10 protein-coding genes are annotated in these 24,641 nt (G+C 66.5%); 8 read left to right on the top strand and 2 right to left on the bottom strand.

Going from position 1 to position 24,641, the window contains the following annotated elements:
- The first annotated feature begins 17 nt into the window (after positions 1-17).
- The 3 genes from ABD05_RS26215 to ABD05_RS26225 all read left to right on the top strand — a co-directional run bounded on the left by ABD05_RS26215 (position 18) and on the right by ABD05_RS26225 (position 17,472).
- Positions 18-2,261: a tetratricopeptide repeat protein gene (locus ABD05_RS26215; protein ID WP_047902904.1), complete on the top strand. Its 2,244-nt coding sequence runs from the start codon at positions 18-20 to the stop codon at positions 2,259-2,261.
- 23 nt (positions 2,262-2,284) lie between these two features.
- Positions 2,285-4,516 (top strand): tetratricopeptide repeat protein, encoded by a 2,232-nt coding sequence (locus ABD05_RS26220; protein ID WP_047903815.1) that lies wholly within the window; start codon positions 2,285-2,287, stop codon positions 4,514-4,516.
- A 284-nt stretch (positions 4,517-4,800) separates the two neighbouring features.
- Positions 4,801-17,472 (top strand): filamentous haemagglutinin family protein, encoded by a 12,672-nt coding sequence (locus ABD05_RS26225; protein ID WP_047903816.1) that lies wholly within the window; start codon positions 4,801-4,803, stop codon positions 17,470-17,472.
- A gap of 313 nt (positions 17,473-17,785) precedes the next feature.
- Here the strand turns inward: ABD05_RS26225 and ABD05_RS26230 are convergent, their stop codons facing one another.
- Positions 17,786-19,078, bottom strand: a complete 1,293-nt coding sequence (locus ABD05_RS26230) for a substrate-binding domain-containing protein (RefSeq protein ID WP_047902905.1) — start codon at positions 19,076-19,078, stop codon at positions 17,786-17,788.
- A gap of 679 nt (positions 19,079-19,757) precedes the next feature.
- On the opposite strand from ABD05_RS26230, the gene gspF reads away from it, so the two are divergent.
- Complete coding sequence (gene gspF, locus ABD05_RS26235) at positions 19,758-20,975, top strand: type II secretion system inner membrane protein GspF (RefSeq protein ID WP_047902906.1); 1,218 nt, start codon at positions 19,758-19,760, stop codon at positions 20,973-20,975.
- 8 nt (positions 20,976-20,983) lie between these two features.
- Here the strand turns inward: gspF and ABD05_RS26240 are convergent, their stop codons facing one another.
- The gene (locus ABD05_RS26240) at positions 20,984-21,430 is read right to left on the bottom strand and encodes a general secretion pathway protein GspC (RefSeq protein ID WP_047902907.1); all 447 of its coding nucleotides are present in this window, start codon (positions 21,428-21,430) and stop codon (positions 20,984-20,986) included.
- Positions 21,431-21,491: 61 nt separating this feature from the next.
- Between ABD05_RS26240 and ABD05_RS26245 the strand changes: the two genes are divergently transcribed.
- The 4 genes from ABD05_RS26245 to ABD05_RS26260 all read left to right on the top strand — a co-directional run bounded on the left by ABD05_RS26245 (position 21,492) and on the right by ABD05_RS26260 (position 24,514).
- On the top strand, positions 21,492-22,019 hold the full coding sequence (locus ABD05_RS26245; protein ID WP_082146227.1) for a GspH/FimT family pseudopilin: 528 nt from the start codon (positions 21,492-21,494) through the stop codon (positions 22,017-22,019).
- Between the two features lie 186 nt (positions 22,020-22,205).
- A complete protein-coding gene (locus ABD05_RS26250; RefSeq protein WP_047902908.1) occupies positions 22,206-22,952 on the top strand; it encodes a secretin and TonB N-terminal domain-containing protein in 747 nt (248 codons plus the stop codon).
- Positions 22,953-22,958: 6 nt separating this feature from the next.
- The gene (locus ABD05_RS26255; protein ID WP_047902909.1) at positions 22,959-23,507 is read left to right on the top strand and encodes an RNA polymerase sigma factor; all 549 of its coding nucleotides are present in this window, start codon (positions 22,959-22,961) and stop codon (positions 23,505-23,507) included.
- Positions 23,508-23,518: 11 nt separating this feature from the next.
- Positions 23,519-24,514 (top strand): FecR family protein, encoded by a 996-nt coding sequence (locus ABD05_RS26260; protein ID WP_047902910.1) that lies wholly within the window; start codon positions 23,519-23,521, stop codon positions 24,512-24,514.
- The last annotated feature ends 127 nt before the right edge of the window (positions 24,515-24,641 follow it).

Genomic DNA, 24,641 nt, shown 5'->3' on the forward strand with positions numbered 1-24,641 from the left:
CCAGTGGGAGCCACACGATGACACCGAACGGGGAAGGGATGACATTCGCGAGCGCGCCGGTCGCGCCGGATCGCCGTCCGCCCGACACCGCGCAGCTCGAACGGCTGCTCCTGCGTGCGCGCAAGGCGCATCACGAGGGCGCGCTGCAGCATGCGGAGAACGCGTATGCCGAATTGCTGACGCTCGATCCCGAGCATCCGGAGGCGCTGCACCTGCTCGGCGCGGTGCGCTTCCAGCAGGGGCGTCTCGACGATGCCGAGCCGCTGATGCGGCGCTCGGTCGAGCGCCAGCCGGTGCCGCTCGCGCTCGCGAACTATGCGGCGGTGCTGGCCGGGCTCGGGCGAGATCACGACGCGCTCGCGCGCCTCGACGAGGCGCTCGCGATCAATCCCGTCCATCAGCGCGTACTGTTTCAGCGCGCCGGGTTGCTTGCGCAACTCGCGCGGCACGACGACGCGCGCACGGTCTACGATCGCCTGCTCGAACTGACGCCCGGCTTCGCCGACGGCTACGTGAAGCGCAGCGACATGCTGCGCGCACTCGGCCGCCATGACGAAGCGCTCGCCGACTGCGACCGGTCGATCACGCTCGGCGGGCGTTCGTTCGACGCGATGCGCGGGCGCGGTCTCGCGCTGCGCGAACTCGGCCGTTTCCGCGATGCGGTCGACAGCTATGGCCACGCGCTCGCGCAGATGCCGGGCAGTGCCGAGGTGCTGTTCCTGCGCGGCGTCGCGTATCTGGACCTGCACGATCCCGAACGTGCGCTCGCGGATTTCAATGCGGCGATCGCGACGAGCCCGACCTTCGTCGATGCGATCTTCAACAGTTCGATCGCGCTCGAGCAGCTCGGCCGGCACGATGAGGCGCTCGGGCGCTGCGACCGCGTGCTCGCGATCGATCCGCGCCATGCGCGGGCGCTCGCGAATCGCGGCAACGCAGCCAGCCATCTGGAGCGCTACCGCGACGCGGTCGACAGCTATGCGCGCGCGCTCGATGCGGAACCGCGCAGTACCGGCGTGCTGTGCAACTACGCGAGCGCACTGATGCGCGTCGCACGTCACGACGATGCGCGCGACATGTGCGACCGCGCGCTCGCGCTCGATGAGCGCTTCGTACCCGCATGGTTCACGCGCGGCCGCGTGCAGCTCGAAACGCACCGCTACGAGGCCGCGCTCGACGATTTCGCGCGCGTGATCGACGCGACGCCGCGCGACAAGCTCGCGCACTTCCACAAGGGTAATGCGCTGCGCGCGCTGCGACGTCACGACGCCGCGCGGCAGGCGTACGCGGATGCGATCGACCTCGATCCCGACTATGTGCTTGCGCACTGCATGCGCGCGTTCCTGTGCCTGTCGATCGGCGATTTCGAAGCGGGCTGGGCCGAGTACGAATGGCGCTGGCGCGACACGCAGCTCGACGCGAGCCGGCGCACGTTCGCGCAGCCGCGCTGGACCCACGGGATGCCGTTCGACGGGAAGACGATCCTGCTTTACCCGGAACAGGGGCTCGGCGATACGTTGCAGTTCTGCCGTTACGTGCCGCTCGTGAAAGCGCTCGGCGCACGCGTCGTGCTCGAAGCGCCGGTCGAGCTGAAGACGCTGTTGGCGACGCTCGACGGCGTCGACACGCTGGTCGCCCGCGGCGAGCCGCTGCCGCCGTTCGACGTGCATTGCCCGCTGCTGAGCCTGCCGCTCGAGTTCCGTACGGACCTGGCGTCGATTCCGGCGGGCGTGCCGTATCTCGCCGCCGATCCCGCGCGCGTCGCGCGCTGGCGCGAACGGCTCGGCGCATCGACGCGGCCGCGCATCGGCCTCGTGTGGTCCGGCAATCCGCTGCACCTGAACGACCGCAACCGCTCGATGACGCTCGCGGATCTGCTGCCGCTGTTCGATGACCGCTACGAGTGGATCAGCCTGCAGAAGGTGATCCGCGACGAGGATCGGCCGGTGCTCGACGCGAGCGCGGTCCGCTTCGTCGGCGACGATCTGGCGGACTTCGCCGACACGGCGGCGCTGACCGCGCTGATGGACGGCATCGTCAGCGTCGATACGTCCGTCGCGCACCTCGCCGGCGCGCTCGGCCGGCCGCTTGCGCTGATGATTCCGCATACGCCCGATTTCCGCTGGCTGCTGGAGCGGGACGACAGCCCGTGGTATCCGTCCGCGCGGTTGTTCCGCCAGCCGGAGGGCGGGCAGTGGGCGCCGGTGGTCGAGCGTATCGCGGCCGAATTGCCGGCGATCGTCGGCGGGGGCGCGCGGTGAGTGCGCGCCGCGACGCTGCGCCGATGGCCGGTGCGGTACTTGGCGCCGCGGCCGCGCCGCTGCATGCGGTGGTCGCCGACGCGCTGCGCAATGCGCGCACGAAGCTCGAGCAACGCGACTTCGCGGGGGCCGGGCGGCTCTACGAAGGCGTGCTGACGATGGCGCCCGACCACGTCGAGGCACTGCACCTGCTTGGCCTCGTACACCTGAAGCTCGGCGATCCCGCGCGGGCGGAGTCGCTGATTGCGCGGTCGATGCGGTTCGGGTTGAACCAGCCGTGGACGCTCGCGAATCACGCGGCGGCGCTGACCGGCGTCGGTCGCCATCGCGACGCGCTCGCGGTCGCCGATCGCGCGCTCGCGACCGATCCGGACCATGCGCCGTCGAATGCGGCGCGCGGCGATGCGCTGCTCGCGCTCGGACAATACGACGCAGCGCTCGCGGCCTACGATCGCGCGCTCGTGCGCGAGCCTGCTCACGCGGCGGCGTGGTGCAAGCGAGGCGAGACGCTGAGGCGGCTCGAGCGGCCCGCCGACGCGCTGATCAGCATCGAGCGCGCGCTGCGGATCGATGCGAACGACCCGGCCGCGCATACCGAACGCGGGCATGCGCTGCGCGCGCTCGGCCATCGCGAGCAGGCGCTGCACAGCTATCAGCTTGCGATGGTCGTGCGCGGCAAGACGCCTGAGCTCGTGTACGCGTGCGGCGTGGTGATGACCGAACTCGGCCGGCCGGCCGACGCGCTCGCGTGCCTCGACGAAGGGCTTGCGCGGCTGCCGGACGACGAACAGTTGCTGTACGCGAGCTGCGTCGCGCTGGATCTGCTGCATGCCCGCGACGAATTGCTGAAGCGCTGCGACCGGCTGCTCGCGCTGAATCGCGGCAACGTCGCGGCATGGGTCGGACGCGGCAATGCGCTGCTCGGGTTCGAACGCTACGACGAAGCCGCGCACGCGTATCGCGAAGCGCTGGCGCGCAAACCCGACGATATCGACGCGCGACGCAACAGTGCGGCCGCGCTGCGTTCGCTGGGCCGGTTCGAAGACGCGCTTGCAGATTACGACGCGGCGCTCGCGCTGACCGGGCCGCACGTTGAGCTGCATTACAACCGCGCGCTCGCGCTGCAGCAGCTCGGCCGCTACGACGAAGCGCTCGCGAGCCACGCGGCGGCGGCGGCCGCGCCGGCGGAAGCGGCGCAGGCGTTGTTTACGCGTGCGCTCGCGCGCCAGCACCTGGGCGACTACGACGCGGCGCTGGCGGATTACGCTGACGCTTGCCGGCGCGATCCGCACCACGGCGCCGCACGCCGCTCCGAGGCATTCTGCCGGCTGCTGATGGGCGATTTCGACGCGGGCTGGCGGCAGCACGAGACGCGCTGGGACGCGGCCGACGCGATGTTGCGCCGGCGTCATGCCGACCGGCCGCTGTGGACCGGCGACGAACCGCTCGCGGGCAGCACGCTGCTGCTGCACGCGGAACAGGGTTACGGCGACACGCTGCAGTTCTGCCGCTATGCGAGCCTTGCGCACGACCTCGGCGCGACCGTGATCGTCGAGGCGCCGGCCGCGCTCGGCGAACTGCTCGGCACGCTGCGCGGCGTGAGCCGGATCGTCACCGAGGGGCAGCCGACGCCGGCGTTCGACCTGCAGTGTCCGCTGATGAGCCTGCCGTACGCGTTCCGCACGACGCTCGGCACGGTGCCGGCCGACGTGCCGTACCTCCGCGCCGATGCGCGGCGGCGCGCTGCGTGGGCGCAGCGCCTCGACGCGCTTGCGCCGCCGGGCCGGCTGCGGGTCGGGCTCGCGTGGTCCGGCAATCCGCGCCATGCGAACGACGAGAACCGCTCGATGCCGTTCACCGCGCTTGCGCCGCTGATGGCGCTCGACGTGACCTTCGTGAGCCTGCAGCCGCAAATGCGTGCGCGCGACGCCGACGCGTTCGCGGCCAGCGGTGTGCTGTCGTTCGCGGACGCGCTGACGGATTTTGCCGAAACGGCCGCGCTGGTCGACACGCTGGATCTCGTGATCAGCGTCGACACGTCGGTCGCGCATCTGGCCGGCGCGCTCGGGCGGCCCGTGTGGGTGCTGCTGCCGCGCGTGCCGGACTGGCGCTGGCTGCTCGAACGCGACGACTGCCCGTGGTATCCGGCCGTGACGCTGTTCCGGCAGCAGCAGCCCGGCGACTGGCCGACGGTAGTCGAGCGGGTGGCCGGGGCGCTCGACGCGGTGCGCCGCGTACGCCCCGAACCGGCGTGACCGGCCTTCCATGACAAAAGCTACGGACCTTTTCGCGGCGGCCGGAATGGTCCGTAACAGTCGCCATGCCGCTGCCATTCGCGCTTCGTATGGTCTCCGGATTCCAGCGGCCTGTTCCAGGCGCAACGACATGTGCGGTGCCGGACCGGCGCCGCACGCAATTTCCTAGCATCGGGGTGGAAAGAATGGCAGCACGCGCACGTACGGATCGGCAACTTCGCGCAACGGCCTCGCGGTCGGTCCTGAAATCGGAGTTGAGCCCGCTGTACCGGGCAGTCGTGCTGATGATCGCGGCGGGCGTGTCCGCGCATGCGCATGCGGCGGGCATCACGAACCTCGGGCAGGCCACCGCGCGCGTGTCGGGCGGCGGCGCGGGCGGTGCCGGCGGCGTGCCGGGCATGCCGAATCTCGGCGTGTCGCCGCAGCAGGCGCTGCAGGCGAGCCAGCCGTCGATCCGCAACCTCGGTTATGCCGCGCACGCGATTGCCGCGCAGATCGCCGCGCAGCAGAACGCGGCCGCGGCGGCGGCGAAGCTGCCGTCGACCGTGCCGAACGGGCTCGCGCCGGGCGGGCTGCAGGTCGCGGCGGGGGCGACGGGCGATACCAACAATCCGGTGCTGTGGTTCAACGCGAACGCGCCTCAGCAGAGCGTCGACACGACCGGGCACGTGAACGTCGACGTCAAGCAGACCGGGCAGAACGCGGTGCTGACGTGGGAGACGATGAACGTCGGGCGGCAGACGACGCTGAACTTCGACCAGTCGGGCGGCACGCAGACGAACGGCGCGAACAACTGGGCCGTGCTGAACCGGATCAACGATCCGAGTGGCAGGCCTAGCCAGGTTCTCGGGAACATCACCGCGCAGGGGGCCGTGTACGTGATCAACCGGAACGGCGTGCTGTTCGGGGCCGGGTCGCAGGTGAACGTGCATTCGCTGGTGGCGTCGTCGCTCGACGTGCTGAACATGAACAACTACAACCAGACCCTGCAGAACAAGGTGCCGGTTGTGGCGGACAGTACGCTTGCGCAGGATGCCGCCGGGATCGTCGCGAGCAACAGGCAGTTCCTGAGCCTCCCGGCCGGGACGACGGGCGGGCTCGCGTATCCGGAGTCGGGTAGTTCGACGGGGGTGAATGGCAGCAATCGGATTCCGAACGAGGTGCTGGGCCTCGGCAACCAGGTCAATCTCACGTCGGCCAGCCAATATCAGCCGTGGGGCGACATCACCATTGAACAGGGCGCGTCGATTACCACGCACGCGAACGGCAACGCGAGCGACGGTGGTTTCGTGATGATCGCGGCGCCGAACGTGACGAACGCGGGGCACATCAAGGCGACGGACGGGCAGGTCGTGCTGGCGGCCGGTGTCGGCGTGAGCCTGCGGCCCAATAGCGGCGCCGCGGTGAATCCTCAGGTACTGCTGCCGGAACTGAGCGGGCAGATCATGCTGCTTGGGCCGAATGGCACGACAACCGACATCACGCCGGCCGGCACGCTGACCAATACCGGTATCGTCGAGGCCGCACGCGGCAACGTGAACCTGCTCGGCAGCCGTGTTGCGCAGAACGGGGTGGTTGGCGTGACGACGAGCGTCAACGCGCCCGGCACGATCACGATTTCCACGGTCGACGAATACAGTTCGAACAATCCGGTCGGAGCCGCCTATCTCGGACAGGCGATTCAGACGACGGACGCGACCGGAGGCGGCAGCGACACGCATCGCGCCGGCCTGCTGAGCTTCGGCCCCGACTCGGTGACGACGGTGATGCCGGACGGCAACGGCCAGACGACGCCGTCGACGCCGGGCGCAACCTTCACGCCGGGCAGCATCGGCATGACGGCCGGCTCGGTCTGGTTCCAGGGCGGCTCGCTGATCGAGGCGCCTGGTTCGAAGGTATCCGTCACGGCGCTGTCGCCTTCGGCATCAGGTGCGCAGGCGCCGGCCGGCCAGACCGCCGTGCCCGGCCGGATCTATCTCGACAACGGCGCGACGATCGACGTGTCGGGCCTCGCGAACGTCGAGGTACCGATCTCGCAGACGCTCGTGACGGTCGACCGGATCGGGCAGAACGAACTCGCGGATTCGCCGCTGCTGCGCAACGGGTTCCTGCTCGGGTACAAGAACCTCGTGTTCGACAGCACGCTGACGGGCACGCGCAGCGACGGCGTGCAGTGGGTCGGCAGCCCGATCCTGAACCTGTCGGGCTACGTGAACCTGATTCCGCGCACGGTCGACCAACTGCTGACCAATGGCGGTTCGATCACGCTGTCCGGCAACGAGGTGATGACCGCAACCGGTTCGTCGATGAACCTGAACGGCGGCTACGTGCATTACGACGGCGGGATGGTCAACACCACGCGCCTGGTCGATGCGAACGGCGCCATCGTGCCGATCGGGCAGGCGAGCCCGTACGAGACCTATGTCGGCATTGCCGGCCAATTCATCGAATCGCATCCACGCTGGGGCGTGACGAAGTCCTGGTACAACCCGCTACAGACGGCGGGCGCGTACCAGGGCGACTACATCGTCGGCGGCAATGCGGGCACGCTGGACATCTTTGCGCTGCAGTCGACGGTGCTGGACGGCGACATCAGCGCGCAGGCGTTCGGTGGCGCGAAGCAGATGCAGGGCAACAGCCTGCCGAGTGGCGGGACGTTCAACCTCGGGGCCGATCCGAAGCTCGACGGCGGCGCGTTGGTGCACCTGACGTCGAACAATCACGATTATGCGTCAGGCACCGCCGGCCTCGTCGTGCTGCAGGACAATGCGCCGCAGCTCGCCGACCTCGCGCCGGGCTTTTCGATCGATACGCCGCTCGACAAGACGGCACTGCAGGCGTTGCCGGCGACCGACCCGCGCAACGTGTTGACGACCACCGTAGTGCCGGTCGCAACGTTGAACAACGGCGGCTTCGCGAACCTGAACGTGACCGAGGACAAATCCGGCGGCAAGGGAATTGTCGTGCCGCAAGGCACGCAACTGGCATTGCAGCCGGGGGGCTCCATTTCGCTCAACAGCGCACCGCTCGGTGCGGATGTCAACGTGGCCGGAAAGCTGATCGTGCCGTCGGGCACGATTTCGATTGCAAGTGGCGGCAACGTCATCGTGGGGCCGCAGGCGGTAATCAGTGCCGCCGGTCAATGGGTCAACAACGACGTGCAGGCGGCGCCCGGCACGACACCCGGCAACAGCCAGTTCATCAATGGCGGCAGCATTGCGTTGTCGACCGGCGAGCAGACGGTCGGAAACTCGGGCGACGGTTTCAGGGACGCGACGGGATCGATTCTGCTGCGGCCCGGAAGCGTGCTCGACGTGTCGAGCGGTGGCGAACTGCTGGCGAACGGCCAGTTGCTGATGCGGAACGGCGTGCCGGTCGGGCGCGGCGGCAACGTATCGCTTCAGACCTACGCGGCCTCGGTCACCACACAGTTCGGTCACACGGGCGACAGCGCTCCGGTAATGCCGACCACGCAGCCCGCCAACGGTACGATCGCACTCGACGGGACGATCGTCAGCGACGGTTTCTCGGGTGGTGGCACGTTAGCGTTGCAGGCACTCGGTTTCCGGATCGGCGGCGATCCGAAGGCCGCTGCACCCTGGGATGTCTATTTGCCGGAGAGCTTTTTCGCGCAGCAGGGCTTTGGCAAGTACGTGTTGAACGCGTACTACGACTCCACGGTGGCGCCCGGCGCGACGGTCGCGCTAACGCAACGCAATCTGATCCCCGGCCTGCCCGCGCTTCAGCAAACGGCGACGGGCGCCAACCTGTCGAAGTCGGGCCTGACGACGTCGGGCCGTCTCGACGACTATCACCGGCAGCCCACGAGCCTCGTGTTGACGGGTGGCAATTACACATCATGGCTGCCGCAGTCGAATACGGCGCCGTCGTATCCGGGTGTGACGGGGGCCGTTACGTTGTCGTCCGGCGCGTCGATTCATGCGGATGCCGGCGCGAAGATCGGCCTCGGTTCGCCGACGCAGGTGACGGTACTCGGCTCGATCGTGGCGCCCGGCGGGTCGATTACGCTCAGCGCGGATTCGAGTGGCACGTTCGCACAGACGGGGCAGTACGGCATATTCACGGCGAGCGACAGTCGATCGGTCTGGCTTGGCCCGGCCGCGACGCTCGACGTGTCGGGTATCGCGCTCGCGAATCCACTCGCCGCGCCGGTCAAGATCGGCGGGGCGGCCGTTGTGCCGAATACCGGCAAGGTACTGCCGGGCGGCTCGGTCGCGCTGTCGAGCGATGCGGGTTATGTGGTCGCTCAGGCCGGCTCGAAGATCGATGTGTCGGGTACGTCAGCGAACTTCGACCAGTTGCAGGCGAACGGTACTTACGCGTCTCAGCCGGTGTGGAGCGATGCCGGTTCGATCACGCTGTCCGCCGGGTATGGTCTCTTCGCCGACGCGACGCTCGCCGCGCATGGGGGCGGCACACAGGCGCGGGGCGGAACGCTGACGATTCTGCCGCAGCAGAACAAAGGGTTCGCCGGCGCGACCGCGCTCGTTATCCGGCAAAGTGGCGAGTTGACGCCGGTCGGCCTGGCACCCGGGCAAAGCTTGGCGACGGCGATCGATCCGACGACCGGACTGCCAATCGGCCAGCCGACCGGCGTCATTCAGTTTGCCGCTGACCGGCTGAGCGGCTCGGGCATCGCGAATCTGGTGCTCGGCAGCGCAGCGCCGTCCAGTATCGCCGAGCCGGTCCCACCGATCGTGTTCGCCGGGAACGTGAACCTGAACCTGCCGGGATCGGTGACGCTGAATACCGGCCGGATCGCCGCACTTGGCATGGATCAGCTCGCCACGTTGCTGTCGACGCCGGCCCAACAGCCGGACAACAATTCGACGCCGCCGACGGTACTCTCGATGCTGCTCGCGCAGCCGCCGCAGCAACCGCTCGGCACGACGGTCGAGATCGATGCGCCGTATGTCGCGTTGACTGGACCGACACAGACGACGCAGTCGCCGGCGTTCAAGCCGGTCGCGACTGTTTCCGATGCGACGCTCAACGTGAACGCGTCGTTCATCGACCTGCGGAACCAGTTTCAACTCAACAATTTCGGCCACGCGAACTTCACCAGCAGTGGCGATATCCGCCTGAGTTCGACGAGCGCAAGCCGGTCACAGACTTCAGGTCTGGCGCCGGGCGTCCTATATACGCCGGGTGACCTGACGTTCAAGGCGGCGGACCTGTATCCGGCGACCGGCAGCACGTTCATCGTCGACGCGGTCGGCCCGACCGATCCGGCAACCGGCAAGCCGGCGCCGACGACGGTCACGTTCGCGTCGAACGGCACGTCGAGCACACCGCTGTCCGCAGGCGGTACGTTGCTTGTGGACGCAACGAACATCGTGCAGGGCGGCACGGTGCACGCACCGTCGGGCACGCTCGTGTTCGGTATCGGCGATCCGTCGAATACGACGACGCAGGCGCAGTTTGCCGGTCTGCCCTTGGTCGCGACGGATTCGGTCAGGCTGGCAAGCGGCAGCGTGACGTCGGTGTCGAACGAAGGCGCGATCATCCCGTACGGCACGACGGTCGACGGGGTCGAGTGGCAGTTCAATCCGGTCGTCGGCACGACGACGGCCGACCTGACCGCACCGCCTGCGAAATATGTCGGCGTGAACGGCGGCAACGTCGCACTCGACAAGGGCGCGACGATCGACCTGTCCGGCGGCGGCGACCTGCAGGCCGTCGAATGGGTGCCGGGCACCGGCGGCACGCGCGATGTGCTGTCGCAATACAACGTGAGCTATGCGAGCGGCAAGGGCGCGACGGCAGTGCCGGTCAATACCGGGGCCGGCAACGTCTATGCGATCCTGCCGGGCAAGCAATCGCCGGTCGCGGCTTATGACCCGACCCTCGCGCAGACGGTACAGCCTTCCACCAATGAAAACGGTACGGCAACGACCGCGACGGCAACGATGGGAGTGGGACAGGCGAGCCTGACCGACCCGGTCGGCAAGGCCGTGTATCTGTCGGGTGTGCCGGGGCTGGCGCCCGGCTACTACACGCTGTTGCCGGGCAAGTACGCGACGGTCCCGGGCGCGTATCGCGTGACCGTGTCGAGCACGGCCGGCAATCTCGTGCCGGGCGCAAGCCAGGTACTTCAGGACGGCACGGTGGTGACGGCCGGCTATTTCGCGGACGCGCTGACGGGCAGCCGCAGCGCGACGCCGACGCTGTTCAACGTGCAGTCGAACAGCGTGTGGCAGCAATACTCGCAATACACGCTGACAGGGGCGAACGCGTACTTCACGAAACTTGCCGCAAGCAAGGGCAACGTGACGCCGCCGCTGCCGGTGGACGGCGGCCAGCTGGTGCTGGCGGCAACGAAGGCGCTGACGCTCGGCGCGACGCTGAACGCGGCAGCCGGCACGGGCGGCGCGCCGGCCGAGGTCGACATCGCATCGCAGGACATCCAGATCACCGGCAACGGCAGCGCGGCGTTGCCCGGTTATCTGCAGATCGGCAGCGACGCGCTCGATTCGCTGAACGCGGGCAGCCTGCTGATCGGCGGCACGCGAGCGGCGACGACGAGCGGTGTCACGATCACGCCGATCGCGAACAGCGTCGTCCTGTCGAACGACGGGAACACAACGCTGAAGGGCCCCGAGATTCTGCTCGTCACGAAGACCGACGGCAGCGGCACCGATCCGAACGCGGCGAACGGTTTGCGTGTCGATGCGGGCGCATCGATTACCGCGCAGGGCGATTATCCGGCCGCGAAGGACCAGCCGATCTCGGTCGCCGGCGATGGCGCGCTGCTGCGCGTGTCGAACGGCGCGATGGCACCGCTCACGCGCACGGGCGGCACGGGCACCGGTTTGCTGACGGTCGGCGCGGGTGCGACGCTCGCGGGTGGCCAGGCGCTGCTGCTCGATTCGTCCGGCAACCTGAAGGTCGATCCGTCTGCGGCGCTGTCGGCCAAGGCGATCACGGCGGACGGTGCCGCGATCACGTTCACGAACGCGAGCGGCGGCGCGGCCGCGAGCCTGCCGGGTTTCGTGATCGATCCGGCCGGCCTCGCACAGTTTGCGAATGCGCAGCAGGTGACGCTGCGTAGCTACGGCGCGATCGGTTTTGTCGGCGACGTGAACGCGACGTTCGGCAACAGCGTCGATCTGAGCGCGGGCACCTTCACGAGCGACGGCGGCCGCGTGACGCTGAACGCACAGCAGATCGCGTTTACGAACGAAATGGGCGCCACGCCCGGCACGGCGATGGCCGGCGGCGGCACGCTGACGGTCAACGCGAAGGAAATCGACTTCGGCACGGGTACGAAGAGCGCGAGCGGCTTCGGCTCGGCTGTGATGAATGCGACGGGCGGCATCGTCGGACAGGGCACCGGAACGTTCGACTTCGGCGCGTTGCCGGTGACGCTCAATGCGCCGGTTTATCTGGCCGATACGAGCTCGGCCGCGACCGTGAAGACCACGGGCGCGCTGACGCTGAACGGTGCGTCGGGTACCGCGTTGAAGCGCGATGCGGTTGGCGGTGCATGGACCTTCATCGGCGGCACCGTGGCCGACAACGGCGCGACGATCAGCGCGCCGGCGGGCAACGTCACGCTCGAAGCGACGAGCGGCAACCTGACGATCGGCGGCGGCTCGACGGTCAGCTCGGCGGGCGTGTCGAAGCAGTTCTTCGACGTGACGCGCTACGCGCCGGCCGGGTCGATCACGCTGACGGCCGATGCGGGCACGGTTGACGTGCAGGCCGGCTCGACGCTCGATTTTTCCGGGGCGAGCGGCGGCGGTGCGGCGGGCAGCCTTGCGCTGTCGGCGCCGCAACAGGTCGTCAACCTGAACGGCACGATCAAGGGCGGTGCGGCGAGCGGTTATGCGGGCGGCGCGTTCTCGTTGAATACGGGCGGCGCAGCCGATCTGGATGCGCTGTCGAAGACGCTTGCATCGAGCGGCGTGAACCAGGCGATCGCGATTCGCACGAAGACGGGCAACCTGACGCTGTCGCAGGGCAACACGCTGACCGCGCATTCGGTGCAACTCACGGCCGACGGCGGCGTGGGCAGTGCGGCCGATACGGCGAACGGCAACGTGAACGTGCTCGGAACGATCGATGCGTCCGGCAAGGCGGGCGGCGAAATCGACCTGTACGGCCGCAACGGCGTGGACATCGAAGGTTCGCTGCTCGCGCGTGGCTCCGATCCGAACCAGCGCGGCGGCAAGGTCAACATCGGCACGACTGCGCTGTTCGATCCGACGATCGTCGACGCGAACGGCAACGCGATCGCGTACAACGCGACCTATGGTTACGAGAACATCCTGCGCGGGAATGCTGGCGCCATCACGCTCGGTGCGAATGCGCTGATCGACGTGTCGGGCGGGACGGCGGGCGGCTTGTCGGGCGGCACGGTGAATTTCCGCGCGCCGCTGTTGATCGACAACGGCGTGAATCTCAATCTGCCGGATACGTTCAACAACGGCAAGGGGATCGTCGGTTCGCGCGCGACGACGCTGGAAGCGTATGCGGTGTGGAGCACGACGGATGCGACGACGGGTGCGAAGCACTTCGATGGCGTCATCGATCCGGCGGGATGGTATGACAAGAGCGGGCATCTGCTGGGCGGCACGTTCACGGCGCAAGGCACATCCGGCACGCCGGCGACGTTCTCGTTCACGCCGGACGGATCGGGCGGCGGCACGCTGACGAATCAGGCGACCGGTGCATCGGCGAGCGTCACGCAGGCACAGCTTCAGAGCGGGAATTCCACGATCGGGTTCGGCGGGCTGAACAACATGTATTTCGCGCCCGCGAGCGGCGGCACGAATGCGGATCACCAGACCTTCTACGGATATCAGAACGGCGATGCGTCGACGGCGGCGCCGGGCACGCTGATGGGATTCGTGCAGCACGGGCTCGATACGCTGGTCGATCCGTTCGCGGGGAAGAACATCGCGAATGCGCGCATCGTGCCGGGGATCGAGCTCGACAACCCGAGTGCGGCGATCAACGGCGGCGATATCCAGGTGCTGACGAACTGGAACCTTGGTGCGGGTGCGTCGCCGACGAATCTCGCGTTCCGGTTCGACGGGCAGGCGCCGGTTGTAACGCTGCGCGCCGAGAATAATGTGAAGGTGAAGGCGAGTCTGTCGGACGGGTTTTTCCAGATCGCGAACCCGCTGGGCGGCGGTGGAACGATTCCGGTGCCGCCGTTGTCGACGCTGAATGCGGTGCAGTCGATATTCGACGCACCGGCGGGGTACTACGGGGGGGTGTTGGGCGTTGGACTTTCGTACTTCGCGAACAGTGGCCTGACGTCTGGTCCAGGTCAACCGACCGGCGGTACGCCGGACGAGATTGCCGAGTACTACGCGCTTTATTCTGCGTATGCGCAATTCCTCGACCAGACCGCGACGAATTTTTCGTCAGCGCTGAATATGCCGTCAACCTTTACCAATTTTGAGGTTGTCTACAGAATTCAGCAGCAAAATTCCACTACGAAGCTGCCCGGTCAGCCCGTGGCGCCAATTGTGCCGGCGGCAGCCGAACAGGCATCGAATCCCGGTTCTTACCTGATCTATCTGAATCAGTATCAGAAGTATCTGTCCGATACCGTACAGTTTATGGTCCAGCATCAACTGCAATTTCCGCTGGTGGCCAACCTTGAGGCACCGAAAGTTCAGCCCGTATCGGTAATCGGAACAACGACGATCAGCTTGCCGGCGGTAACGGACAATTCACCTACCCCGACGTCGGTTGCGACGGTTCCAATTCCGCTTGTGTCTGCTTCGCTGACGGGTGGGTCGAGTAGTTCGTTCCGCGTGGTCGCAGGGGCGGATCTGAACAGCACGAATCCGCTTGCGCTCCAGGCGCCGGGCGCAGGAGGCGGATCGAACGGAAAGAGCGTGACTTTCGACGGGCATACGACGTTTGTGGACAACAACGGCCTGGCTGTGCTGGCGCCGACGATGATACGTACCGGTACTGGTTCGATCGATATAGCGGCGGCCAACGACATTGCGTTGTTCGACGTCGGTTCGATACAGCCGGGCAGCCCGGACGCGCTGGTTCCCGGCGTGATTTACACCGGCGGTGCGCCTGCCGCAGGGGCGCCGGCCTCCGGCACGGGTCTTTCGATCGTCCATGGCCTGAACAACAATCCGGATATTCTGGTCACGTCCGCCGTCAATCCGGATTCGGCCGGCGATATCACGATTCATGCGCAGGGCGATATCACGGGCGCGGAGTATCTGACCGATGTAAGCGGCACGGTGACCGGACGGCAGGGCGCCAACATCAGCCAATTCTGGTGGCAGTGGATGCAGATCGGCAATCCGACCGGCGTAGTCGGGGCGACCAACCCTGCGACGCAGACCGTGCAGACGTCGATCAACTTCGGTGCATTCGATCAAGGCGTGTTGAGCGCGGGCGGTAACGTGTCGGTGTCGGCAGGCGGCAATATTTCCGACTTGTCGGTGTCGTTGCCAACGACGTGGTATCTGACCGGCACCAACACCGACAACCCAACCGTCAATACGGTCGGCGGCGGCAATCTGACTGTGAGGGCCGGCGGAGACATTCTGAGCGGTGGTTATTTCGTCGCGAAAGGATCGGGCACGATCACGGCGGGCGGGAAGGTCGGGGCGGATGTGACGGTGCCCTCGCAGTTTCTCGGTCAGCCTCCTGTGACGGTGGATACGTTGCTGGCGACACAGGACGGCGTGCTCGACGTGAACGCGCGACAAGGCATTAGCATCGGGCGCGTGTTCGATCCGTCGTACGTGCAAAACAATACGTTGTTGTATGCATACAAGCAGCAAGCCGACATGCAGGGTTATTCGTCGACGTCTGCTGTCAATATCGTGTCGACTACAGGCGATGTCTCGATCGGCACGCTGGCGGGAGCCGATCTGATCGGCGGTGGCTCGACCGTTACGCAGACACCGGGCAGGATCGACCTGTCGTCCATTCTGCCGGCGTCGGTGAGCTTGACCGCGTTTACCGGGGGCATCACGGTGGGGGCGAGCGGCGAACTTTATCCGTCGGCGTCGGGCAATCTGAACCTGATTGCGGATCAGTCGGTCAATTTGTCGAGCGTCAACGGATTGGCTCACGACGGGGGACCGGTATTCGGCATGCTCGATGCCGATCCGTTCGCGATGCCCTCGCCGGCCAAGCCGAATGCGTTTGTCGCGAATCCGACCGTTGCATCGGCGGCGGCACATGATCCGATTGCGCTGCATGGCGACGATACCGCTCCGGCAAGAATTTACAGTTTGAACGGCGATATTGTCGATGGCGTGCTGCAGGCGACCGGTGCTGCCGCAGGTTTCTACGACAATCTGGTTCCTGTCGCAATCGACAAGCCTGCTTTGATTCAGGCCGGGCGCGACATCGTGAACCTGTCGTTTCTCGGACAAAACCTGCGCAAGTCCGACGTGACGCGTATTGTCGCTGGGCGAGATATCTACGATACACCGCTACACAACGTCGTCGTGCCTGTTCTATCGCTTGGCGGGCCAGGTACATTCGATATTGAAGCTGGTCGGAACATCGGCCCGCTGACCAGTCAACTGGACGTGAACTCCGCCCTGACGAATCCGAGCGGCATAGTCACTGGCATCAATGCGATCGGAAACGCGAACAACCCGTATCTGCCCCATGAGAGCGCGAACGTCAATGTACTGTTCGGCGTAGGGCCGGGTATCGATACCGCTTCGTTCGTTTCGACGTACGTCGATCCAGCGAAATTCGTATCCGGCGTTTCCAGTGCGACGCCTGCGCTCGTCACATTCGTGGAGCAATACGAGGCGGGTCTTTCGGTCGATACGGGGCTGCTCAACGATCAGCCGGCGATCAAGCCGTTGACCGCGGACGAAGCGTGGTCGAAATTCAAGGCGCTGCCGCGGTATGTCCAGCAGCTCTTTGCCGAGCAGGTGCTGTTCAAGGTGCTGACCAGCGTCGGCGAGGACTACAACAATCCCGCCAGTCCGTACTATCAGAAATATGCACGCGGCTACGAGGCGCTCAATACGATGTTCCCGGCTTCGCTGGGCTACACGGCCAACAATCTCGGCGGGGGCAGCAACGGTGCGAACAAGTTGATCGATACGGGCGACCTGGACATTCGCAGTACGACCATCCAGACGCAGCAGGGCGGCAACGTATCGATCCTCGGCCCGGGCGGGCAGGCGCTGATCGGCAGTACATCCGCACCGCCGCAGATCGTCGATCCCACCACCGGCAAGGTGATTGCAGGGCCGGGGACGATGGGGATTCTCACGCTCGAGAAGGGGGACATTGACATCTTTACGGACCGAAGTGTCCTTCTGGCGCAGAGCCGGATCTTCACCGAGCAGGGCGGCGACATGACGATCTGGAGCTCGAACGGCGACATCAACGCGGGCAAGGGCTCGAAGTCGTCGGCCAGTACGCCCGCGCCGCAATACGTATGCGATGCGAACCACTACTGTACGGTCGACGCGCGCGGGCAGGTCACCGGTGCGGGCATCGCGACGCTGCAGAGCGTGCCGGGCGTGCCGATCGGCACGATCAACCTGATCGCGCCGCGCGGCACGGTCGATGCGGGAGATGCAGGGATTCGCGCAGGCAACCTGAACGTCGCCGCGCTGCGCGTGGTGAATGCCGACAACATTCAGGTGACGGGAAAGGCGTCGGGTATCCCGCTCGTGCAGGCGGTGAATACCGGTGCGTTGACGGCCGCGAGCGCGGCTGCATCGGCTGCGACGCAAGTCGCGCAGGACATTGCGAAGAACAACGCATCCGGCGGGTCAGTCCGTCGCTGGACGATTTCGGTGCAGGTCGAAGGTTTTGGCGATGCGGGTGGCGACGGCATGAAGAAACACAAGCAGCAAGTCGGCTACGATTCATCGAACGCGGTGTCGATTCTCGGCTTCGGTCACGCAGGCGCAACGCAACGGGCCACGTTGACGCCGGAGGAACGTGCCAGGTTAGGCAAGATCTGATTCGGACGAACGCATGGCGTGACGCGGGTCGCCGGTTGTACCGGTGACCCGCGTTTTATTTTGCATGCTTCGTGCGGGTCGTTCGATGAGCGGAACGGAACGATTCCGACGTGAACGTAAGTTATGCCGCCTATCAGTCCACCCGGGCTTCTTGCATGTCATGAGACCGTGGGGGAATTCCGATTGCGATACGGGATGTTCGGAGTCGTTGCGGCTCGCCCGACGGATATGTTGAAGACGACCAAATGAAACTGCGTCCCTGGTAACCCAGGGGCGCAGTTGTCTAGAGCTCGGAAGTCAGCTTGCCGGCGACTTAACGGCCGACCACCGTGCCCGTGCAGACGCCCGCGTTGCCGATGTCGAGGTTGAAGCCGCTCGTGTTGCTCAGGAAGTCGGCCGAAATCGCGGTCTGAAAGTTCGACGGCACGGTGTCGAAGCCGTTGCCGTGAACGATCGACGCGAAGCTGGCGTTCGTGTAGTGGCTGTTCAGGAAGTCATGCACCGCCGTTTTGACCGTCGCATCCTTGTAGCACTGGCTCAGGATGATCTGGCTGGTACCCGAAACCGGATAGCCCGAAACCGGGTTGCCGGCAGCGGGCACCCAGGCTGCCGGATTGTTTGCGGTGAGCTTGCCGGGGGGCGTAACGGTACCGAGCGCCGTCGTCGCGTTCGCGTACGTCGGGGCATAGTAGACGCCGTTCGTCTGGTTCACGAGGCTCGCCACCGGCAGTTGCAGCGCACCTGCCGACGTCACGACCGTGCTCGACGGGGCGAGGAACGTGTTCGTGTAATCCGGGCTCAGGTACGCGACCGCAGCGCCCGTGGAAGCCGACAGTGCGTTGCGCACGCCGCCGCTACCCGAAGCCGGGGTGAAGTTCGACGGTACGACGCCGCCCGGGAACGATGCGGTGAACGTCAGCGAGTCGACGAACGTCACGCCCGTCGCCGTGTTGGCAGTCTTACAAACAGCCGCCAGATGGCGGGTCAGCAGTTCGGTCGTACCGCTGCCGTCCGAACGATAGATAACCTTGATCGGCGCGTTCGTCGTATACACCGCGCTCGTTTCCGGATTCGTGACCTGGTTCCAGTTCGTCAGCTTGCCCGAGAAGATCCCGCACAGATCGTCGTCGTTCAGCGCGATGCTATGCGCCTGACCCGGCGTCGTTTGCGGCGTCGTCGTGCTCGTCACGGCCGGGCCGTTGACGACCGGCACCGTGATCGGCGTGACGATGTAAGGGATCTGGATCAGCGGGCCGTTGGTCGCGCCGAGGCCGGCCTTGTACGACGTGAGCTGGGCGGTCGACAGTGCTGCGTCGCTGTTCGCGAAGTGGACCGTGCCCGTGACGCCTGCGCCGAAGAACGTCGGCTGGTTGTTCAGGAATGCGTTCTGGCCTGCGCCCGAACCCACCGAGAAATACGTGAACGAGCCTTCGGCGGTGCCGAACAGGCCGATTTCGGTCGCGCTGTTGCCGATCGCGCCGATGGTCGGGGCGACGAGCGACGAACCGCCGCCTTGCACGTTCGGCGAGGCCATCGCGGCCGTGGCGCCCAGACCGGAAACGAGGAGAGCGAGGACTTGACAGATCTTGCGCTTGCTGGATTTCATGAGAAATTTCCTTGGACGAAGATAAACGGGAACCCCTGCTACTGCGGTTGGAGTACTTATGGACCGCCGGGTAAATGTAGGGGGAAATCCGAATGACGCGTGTGAATTTTTCATAACGAATGGTGCGTAACATTTTCATCGAATAAGTCATTGCGTTATTCGGATTGATAAAGCGTCGATTTCGCTGGTATTCGATGTGTGTCGTGATTCCCGGATGTTGAGATTGCGCCGTGGAGCGTTGCTGGGTGCTTTCGAACCGCCTTGTGGTAGGGCGCAGGGACGCGTTTTCGTGCGTCACTCGGGCTGGTCCGCGCATGCGGTGCCGCGCTATAGCAACTCCAAGTCAGTTTCGTGGCGGATGCTACGGAACATTTCTTCCAGGGACGAATGAGCTACCTGTTGAGATATTCCGGAAACCGATTGAATGAGTTTTATAAAAGAACGCTGATTCGTGAGTGCGTGATCGTTAATGTTTGAATGACTGCTTTTGCGATCCGGAATGAAATCGTTTTTCCGATATAAGAATGGCGGCCGAAAGTAATAAAGCCCGCCAAAAAGGTAGCCCAACATCCGTCACAAATTTGCGCCGGTTCGCTCCTTAGTCTTCCTCGGCGACTCCGTCCGGCGCGTTGCGCGACGTCGTCGGAAAACGTCCTACGCGTGACAGGAGGGCACAGACATGTCGGCATTCCGCTACGAAGCGATCGATCCCACCGGCCGCACGCTGAAAGGCGTGCTCGAAGCCGACAGCGCGCGCGCAGGGCGCAGCCATCTGCGCACGCAGGGGCTCACGCCGCTCGTCGTCGAACTGGCCGCGCAACGCCTGCACGGCGAGCGTCAGCAACGCCTGTCGCTCGGCCGCAAGCTGTCGCAGCGCGAGCAGGCGATCCTCACGCGCCAGCTCGCGAGCCTGCTGGTCGCGGGGCTGCCGCTCGACGAATCGCTGTCGGTGCTGAGCGAGCAGGCCGAACGCGAATACCTGCGCGAGCTGATGGCGTCGATCCGCGCGGAAGTCGTCGGCGGCCACTCGTTCGCGAATGCGCTCGGCCAGCATCCGCGCGATTTTCCGGACATCTATCGCGCGCTCGTCGCGGCCGGCGAGCATACGGGCAAGCTTGGCGTCGTGCTGTCGCGTCTCGCGGACTACATCGAACAGAGCAACGCGCTGAAGCAGAAGATCCTGCTCGCGTTCACGTATCCGGGCATCGTCACGCTGATCGCGTTCGGCATTGTCACGTTCCTGCTGAGCTACGTGGTGCCGCAGGTCGCCAACGTGTTCACCAGCACGAAGCAGCAGTTGCCGACGCTGACGGTCGTGATGATGGCGTTGTCCGATTTCGTGCGGCACTGGTGGTGGGCGTCTCTTCTTGCGATGGTCGCGATCGTGTTCGCCATCCGCAAGGTGCTGTCGCAGGAGGGGCCGCGGCTGAGGTTCGATCACTGGCTGCTGACCGCGCCGCTCGCGGGCAAGCTCGTGCGCGGCTACAACACGGTGCGCTTCGCGAGCACGCTCGGCATCCTGACTGCGGCCGGCGTGCCGATCCTGCGCGCATTGCAGGCGGCCGGCGAAACGCTGTCGAATCGTGCAATGAGCGCAAACGTCGACGATGCAATCGTGCGCGTTCGGGAAGGCTCTGCGCTGTCGCGGGCGCTGGCCCACACGAAGACGTTCCCGCCGGTGCTCGTGCACCTGATCCGCTCGGGCGAGGCAACCGGCGACGTGACGACGATGCTCGACCGTGCGTCCGAAGGCGAGTCGCGCGAGCTGGAGCGCCGCACGATGTTCCTGACGAGCCTGCTCGAACCGCTGCTGATCCTCGCGATGGGCGGCGTCGTGCTCGTGATCGTACTCGCGGTGATGATGCCGATCATCGAGCTGAACAACATGGTGCAGTGATACGCGGCTCAGCGCACGAACGCGTTCGCCTTCTCCGCGGCAGGCAGTCCGATTTCGCGTTGAACGCCGTTGCGCTCGACGACGATCGAGCGCGCGCGAACCTCGGCGAGTTTTGCGGCTTCTCCGATCGCCGCACCGAGCGACACGACGCGCGATGCCTCGCCGCCGATGCTGACGATCGCGGCCGCGCGGCGCGCGTCGAACGCGAGTACGCCGAGCAACTGGATCGCGTCGCGGCCGTTGTCGGGCTTTGCGCCGAAGAGCTGCGCGCTCGCGGTGACGTCGAGCGGCGCGGGCGATGCGGCAGGCGAAGGTGCCGGCGCGTCGGACACGGTCAGCGAGCGCACGGCCCACAGCGATACGGCAACGAGCGCCGCGCCGGAAACGAGCGTCGCGACGAGCGGCAGGAAATCGACACGGGACGGAGCGAAGCGAAGCAGAGCGAACGGTTTCATGGCGACAGGTCGGTGCGATGGACGAAAGACGATTTCCATTCTTTGATGAAAGGGTGAATGCATGATGACGGGGCACGACGCAGCGCGAACGTCGCACGCAGGGCCGACGCAGGAACGTGCACGCCCCCGCGCGCAACGCGGCTTCACGCTGCTGGAGATGCTCGTCGTGCTCCTGATCGTCGGGTTGCTGGTCGCGGTCGTGACGCTCGCGCCGTCGCGCAATCGCCGCACGGATCTGGCCGAGGAAGCACAGCGCCTCGCGAACCTGCTGGAATCGGCCGGCGACGAAGCGCAGGTACGGTCGATGCCGATCGCGTGGCAGCCGGTCGGCGGCGGCTACCGGTTCGTGCAGCGCACGGCAAACGGCGCATGGGCGCCGATGACCGACGACCTGTATCGCGCGCGCCGCTGGGGCAACGCGGTGACGGGCGTGTCGGTGCGTTACACGGGTGGCGGCGAAGCGCCGTCGCGGATCGTGCTCGGCAGCGAAAGCATCGACGTGCCGGTCACGATCACGCTGTGGTCCGGCGATGTGCGGATGGCGGTGGTCGGCACGGGCATCGGCAACTTCGTCGTGCGCCGGCCATGAACCGCATGCGAAGCCCCATAAGCACGTGACGCTCGAAAGTGGTGCGCCGTATTGATTCGCGCGGCTGCACGGTTCACCTGACTGTCATAGTGCCCGCTCACAATCTGTCGTTCGCTTGCGACGGAGCCGCTCACGGGGGAGCGCGTTTCGCCGGCAACGTGCAACTCCACTTCCGTCCAGGGATTCATGACTCGTTCACGGGCGCCGACCGGTGTCCTGGCGTTCGTCGCGTGGCTCGCGTTCGTCGTGCTGTGCATGCGCGGCGTACAGGCACAGGAGACCGGTTCCATCGGCCGCCAGCCGGGCAGCGCGGTGCATTTCGATCTGCCCGCGCAGCCGCTCGCGAAGACGTTGCAGGACTTCGCGCGAATGACCGAGCTGATCGTGCTGGCGCCGGCGCCGCTGCTCGACGGGCGCACGAGTGCGCCGGTCCAGGGCGAATTCGCGCCGCGCGACGCGCTCGAGCGGATGCTGGCCGGAACGGGGTTGCGTGCGGAATTCTCGCGTCCGGACGAAGCGATCATCGTCGCGCAGCCGGCCGCCGAGACGGCGCCCGCGACGGCCGACACGCCGGCGGATGCGGCCTTGCCGATCGACGGGATCGGCGATTCCGGCGAGCGGCGCGCGTTCGCGGGCTCGCTGCAGGCGCATCTGATCGATGCGCTGTGCGCGCAGCCGGCGGCCGTGCCGGGCAGCTATCGACTCGTCGCGCAGGTGCGCATCGACAACAGGGGGGCGGTGGTGGCGGTCAACATGGTGGCATCGAGCGGTTCGGCCGCCCGCGACGCGGCGGTGATGCGCGCGCTGCGCGCGCTGAAGCTGGACGACGCGCCGCCGGCGGACTTGCCGCAGCCGGTCACGATCCTGTTGCGGCCGGCTGGCAATGGCGTGCATTTCCGCTGTCCGGCGCCGCAGCCGGCCGTTCGGGGCTAGGCCGCCATGTCCGACAGCAATCGCACCGGGCTCCGGAATCTGCTGGCGACGCGCTACGCGTACCTGGTCAGGCGCCTCGAGCGCGTGACCGGTTCGAAGGACGGCGCCGCCGACGCACTGCACGAAACCTGGCTGCGCCTCGAAAACGCGAACGTCTCCACGCAGGTGACGAATGCGGACGCCTATATCCTCGGGATGGCGAACAATGTCGCGATCGACCAGCATCGTCGCGAACGGCGGCATCTGCACGACGACGATGTCGAGACGCTGCTCGAGATGCCCGACGAACTGGCCGATCCCGAGCGCATCGTCGCGGCGCGCCGCAAGGTCGATACACTGAAGGACGTGCTGCGCGGGCTGCCGCCGCGGCGCCGCGCGATCCTGCTGGCCGCCCGCGTGGACGGCCTGCTGAACCGCGAGATCGCCGAGCATTTCGGTATTTCGCTGCGGCTGGTCGAAAGCGAGCTGAGCGCGGCGATGAAGTACTGCCTGCAGCGCATGCAGGAAGACGGTGATTCGTACACGGGTTCGCGAGGCGGCCCGCGCAAATTTTGAGCATCCGGACGATGACGAAAGCCCAGGCCGAACCTGCCCACGACGAACTCGACGAAGCGAGTGCGTGGCTGCTGCGTCTGCGCTCGGGGGACGCGAGCCAGGCCGAAGCCGACGCGTTCGAGCGCTGGTGCGCCGATCGTCCGCAGGCCGCCGATCTGCTGCGCGACACCTGGAGCTCGTTGCGCACGGCTGCGACCGAGCTCGCGCACGAGGAGCGCGCGGCCGCTGCGTGGGCGAACGTTGCAAAGCGCGAGCGCACGATGCGCACCGGGCGGCGCGCGTTCATCGGCTTCGCGGTCGCGGCCGGTGCGTCGTGGCTCGCGTTGCGCCCGCCGATGGAGTTGTGGCCCTCGCTCGGCGATCTCGCGGCCGATTACCACACGGGCACCGGCGAGCAGCGCAGCATCGCGCTGTCGTCGCGCGTGACGGTCGAGCTGAATACGCAGACGCGTGTCGACGTGCTGCCGGCGAGCGATGCCGCGCACGGCGTCGAAGTCGTCGCGGGCGAAGCCGAGATCGACGCGGCCGTGCCGCCGGCCGGCCGCGCGACGCCGATCCAGCCCGTCACCGTGGTTGCGGGCGGCGGCCGCATGCAGGCGAGCGTCGCGCGCTTCAACGTGCGGCGCACGGGCGCGCAGGTCTGCGTGACCTGCCTGTCGGGCACGGTCGCGCTCGAGCATCCGCGCGGCGCACGGACGCTGAAGGCCGACGATCAGGTCGTCTACGACGATCGCGGCGTGCAGCCCGTGTCGCGGATCGATCCGGGCGCGGTCAGCGCATGGCGGCGTGGCATGCTGGTGTTCAACGGCGTGTCGCTTGCGGATGTCGTCGACGAGATCAACCGCTACCGGCGCGGCAAGGTGATCCTGCGCAGCGCGTCGCTCGGCGCGAACCGGATGCAGGCGCAGTTCCCGATCACGCGGCTCGACGACGTGATCGACATGGTCGGCCGCCTGTACGGCGCGCACATCACGCGCCTGCCCGGCAACATCGTGCTGCTGAGCTGAGCGGCTTCCCGCGCTTTACTTCCCTGTCTTCCTTCTGAGGGCGATTCATTCGCCTCCTTTCCGGCTGTCCGCATGCTGCGGGTTACGGCCGTCCGATACGACCTGATCAATGAGGGCCGGCAAACGC

Source organism: Burkholderia pyrrocinia (assembly GCF_001028665.1).
Classification (GTDB): domain Bacteria; phylum Pseudomonadota; class Gammaproteobacteria; order Burkholderiales; family Burkholderiaceae; genus Burkholderia; species Burkholderia pyrrocinia.

Bases quoted from the DNA above. Each gene is read 5' to 3' on its own strand.
- ABD05_RS26215 (WP_047902904.1), top strand. From the start codon at position 18: ATGACACCGAACGGGGAAGGGATGACATTCGCGAGCGCGCCGGTCGCG.
- ABD05_RS26220 (WP_047903815.1), top strand. From the start codon at position 2,285: ATGGCCGGTGCGGTACTTGGCGCCGCGGCCGCGCCGCTGCATGCGGTG.
- ABD05_RS26225 (WP_047903816.1), top strand. From the start codon at position 4,801: ATGATCGCGGCGGGCGTGTCCGCGCATGCGCATGCGGCGGGCATCACG.
- ABD05_RS26230 (WP_047902905.1), bottom strand. From the start codon at position 19,078: ATGAAATCCAGCAAGCGCAAGATCTGTCAAGTCCTCGCTCTCCTCGTT.
- gspF (WP_047902906.1), top strand. From the start codon at position 19,758: ATGTCGGCATTCCGCTACGAAGCGATCGATCCCACCGGCCGCACGCTG.
- ABD05_RS26240 (WP_047902907.1), bottom strand. From the start codon at position 21,430: ATGAAACCGTTCGCTCTGCTTCGCTTCGCTCCGTCCCGTGTCGATTTC.
- ABD05_RS26245 (WP_082146227.1), top strand. From the start codon at position 21,492: ATGATGACGGGGCACGACGCAGCGCGAACGTCGCACGCAGGGCCGACG.
- ABD05_RS26250 (WP_047902908.1), top strand. From the start codon at position 22,206: ATGACTCGTTCACGGGCGCCGACCGGTGTCCTGGCGTTCGTCGCGTGG.
- ABD05_RS26255 (WP_047902909.1), top strand. From the start codon at position 22,959: ATGTCCGACAGCAATCGCACCGGGCTCCGGAATCTGCTGGCGACGCGC.
- ABD05_RS26260 (WP_047902910.1), top strand. From the start codon at position 23,519: ATGACGAAAGCCCAGGCCGAACCTGCCCACGACGAACTCGACGAAGCG.